4 protein-coding genes are annotated in these 2945 nt (G+C 69.9%); all 4 read right to left on the reverse strand.

The genetic code is table 11. The features are described 5' to 3' along the window. The coding region (locus AC08OU_RS24150; protein WP_476605899.1) for a helix-turn-helix transcriptional regulator at nt 1–311 on the reverse strand (311 nt) is incomplete at its 3' end. A gap of 257 nt (nt 312–568) precedes the next feature. Beyond that, nucleotides 569–1303 carry a serine O-acetyltransferase gene (gene cysE, locus AC08OU_RS24155; protein WP_476601773.1) on the reverse strand — a complete coding sequence of 245 codons (735 nt, stop codon included), beginning with the start codon at nt 1301–1303 and terminating at the stop codon, nt 569–571. A 6-nt stretch (nt 1304–1309) separates the two neighbouring features. Beyond that, entirely contained in the window at nt 1310–2239 is a 930-nt protein-coding gene (gene cysK, locus AC08OU_RS24160; RefSeq protein ID WP_462203687.1) for a cysteine synthase A, read from the reverse strand. A 245-nt stretch (nt 2240–2484) separates the two neighbouring features. Beyond that, a partial coding sequence (locus AC08OU_RS24165) for a hotdog family protein (RefSeq protein WP_476605900.1) occupies nt 2485–2945 on the reverse strand: 461 nt, incomplete at its 5' end.

Here is a 2945-nt window from a genome sequence, read left to right on the forward strand (position 1 = left end):
GAAGACAAGCCTAGAAGCGAGGGATGCCCCATGACAATCGCCATCTCACCATCCAGGCCGGTGGACGCCGCGTCCTGATGGGCGAACAGCACATCCGGCGATTCTCTGAACAGATCGCACAGCATCTTCCGGTAGCGGGGGCTCGTCGTGCGTCTTCCCAGCTCCCAGCCGCTGAGCATGCTCGGGGTCACCCCGGACGAACCCGACGATGATCTGGCATCCAGCGCCGCGACGATCTGCTCCTGGGTGGCGTTTATCGCCAGCCGTGCCGCCCGAAGCGGCGATGCCGACCCCCCGAACGACCTCACCATGTGCTTCAACTCCTACGCGGGACGCAGCATCAGACCAGGGCCTCGCCATGATGGCTAATCTATGATAGATCACTACGCTATGTGATCAAACATAGGAGCGATCGATCCCGGTCGCCAGCGATTCTCTCGGTGGCCTGGCGGAATCAAGTGGTCATGGCGACGCATGCTTTGCCGGCAAATCCTGGCTCGACCGGATCCCCAGGGGCACCGGTCGAGCCAAGGGTGTCACCGATCAGGTCGCCGCTGAAGGTCGTTGATCAGATGGAGAAGTCCTCGCCGTACCACACACCGGCCTGGGGCGGGCGGATCGTGGGATGGGCGGCGACCCGCCCGTCGGCGCGGCCGTCGGTGTTCCCGGTGTTCCCGTCGAGCACCGCCTCCAGCTGGTCGACCCGGGTGAGCAGGGACTTCAGGCTGACGCCGACGAGGTCGGGGAGCACGTCGTCCTGACCGGGCAGGGCGGTGGCCGGCCGGGGGCGGCTGGGGGTGATGACCTGGCCGGGGACGCCGACGACCACCGAGCCGGGCGGCACGGGCCGCACGACGACGGCGTTGGCCCCGATGCGGCTGTCCGAGCCGACGGTGATGTTGCCGAGAACCTTGGCACCGGCACCGATGATCACCCGGTCGCCGATGGTGGGGTGCCGCTTGGCCGGTTCCAGGCTGGTGCCGCCGAGGGTAACCCCGTGGTAGATCGTGACGTCGGCGCCGACCTCGGCGGTCTCCCCGATGACCACGCCGGTGGCGTGGTCGATGAAGACGCCGGGGCCGAGCGTGGCGGCGGGGTGGATCTCGACCCCGGTGAGCATGCGGGTGAGCGTGGCAACCACGCGCCCGGGCAGCCGCAGGTCACGGGTCCACAGCCAGTGGCTGATCCGGTGGCCCCAGACTGCGTGCAAGCCGGGATAGCACAGGGCGATCTCGAGGGTGGAGCGGGCGGCCGGATCCCGCTCCTTCACCGTGCGCAGGTCATGGCGCAGCGTCGAGAGCACAGTCGGTCACCCGAGCCCGGCGAACAGCGGTGTGCTCAGGTATCGCTCGCCGAAGTCCGGAAACACGACGACGACCAGCTTCCCGGCGTTCTCCGGGCGGCGGGCCACCTGCAGCGCCGCCGACACCGCCGCGCCCGAGGAGATGCCCACTAGGAGTCCCTCCTCCCGGGCCAGCCGGCGGGCCAGGTCGAAGGCGTCCTCACCATCGACCTGGATGATCTCGTCGACGAGGCCGGTCTCCAGGACCGGCGGGACGAACCCGGCACCGATGCCCTGGATCGGGTGCGGTCCCTTCACGCCGCCCGAGAGCACCGGCGACGCCGACGGCTCCACGGCGACGAACCGCGCCTCGGGCCTGCGCTCCTTGATGACCTGGGCGACGCCGGTGATGGTCCCGCCGGTGCCGACCCCGGCGACGAGCACATCGATCTGCCCGTCGGTGTCGCGCCAGATCTCCTCGGCGGTCGTGGCGCGGTGGATCGCCGGGTTGGCCGGGTTCTCGAACTGCTGCGGGATGAGGTACCGCTCGTCGTTCTTCGCGAGTTCCTCCGCCTTCGCGATGGCGCCGGGCATGCCCTCGGCACCGGGGGTGAGCACGAGCTCCGCACCGAGGGCCCGCAGCAGCATCCGCCGCTCGGTGCTCATCGTCTCGGGCATCGTCAGGACGCAGCGGTACCCGCGGGCGGCGCACACCATGGCCAGGGCGATGCCGGTGTTCCCGCTGGTAGGTTCGAGGATGACGGTGTCCGGCCCGATCAGCCCCGCCCGCTCCACGGCGTCGATCAGGGCCACCCCGAGGCGGTCCTTCACGCTGTGCGCCGGGTTGAAGGACTCCAGTTTGGCCACGACCTGGGCTCCCACCCCGTCCGTGACGCGACGCAATCGGACCAGCGGCGTGTTGCCGATCAGTTGCGTGATGTCTTCCGCAATCCTCATCGATGTTCTCCTCTGCCGGGCCCCGTGGTCATCCACTCTGCCAGGCCCGCGCCTTCCCGCCCTTCCTAACGACCTCGACGGGCCTGCTGGTTCGTCCACGGCCGGGAAAGTAGGCCCACAGGTCCCCCCGGGCCAACATCCGGAAGCCCCGGCCCGCAGGGTCGTCGTACCTGTACCGGCGCCTCAGGCCAGGCGCATCGTAGCCATCAACCCCGGTGTAGCCATCAGCCCCGGTTCGGCGGGCGTCAAGCCAGAACCACCGCGCACCGCCACAGCAGGACCGACCGCGGCTGTCCGGCCGGCCCTGCCTGGGCCTCGACCTCGACCCGCAACCACGCGAGCCCACCCCCGGCAGCGAGTGCCTGGGTGGACTCCACGGTGACCGTGCTGCTCAGCGAGTCACCCTCGTAGACCGGGCCGGTATGATCGCACCCGTCCCAGCCGGCGACCGTGACGATGTTGGGCAGCGCACGGCAGACCTGGGCCAGCGCCAGGCCGATGGTGTGCCCGCCATACACCAGACGCCGCCCGCCCGCGGCGATCTCGTCGTGATGCACGGTGGCGATGTTGAGCGTGAGCCGGGCCAGTTCAGGCGCCGAGGACACCACGTCGGCGCCAACCACCCGCCAGCGGCGGCCGACCGCGATATCGGCGAAATGCTCGCCGCCGCGCACCTGCTCGCGGAAGACGTCGAGCCGCCACGGCT

The sequence above is a fragment of the Frankia sp. CcMO1 genome (assembly GCF_977945845.1).

What these genes read in the sequence shown, in the direction of transcription:
- cysK (WP_462203687.1), bottom strand. Translation starts at nt 2,239, where the DNA reads ATGAGGATTGCGGAAGACATCACGCAACTGATCGGCAACACGCCGCTG.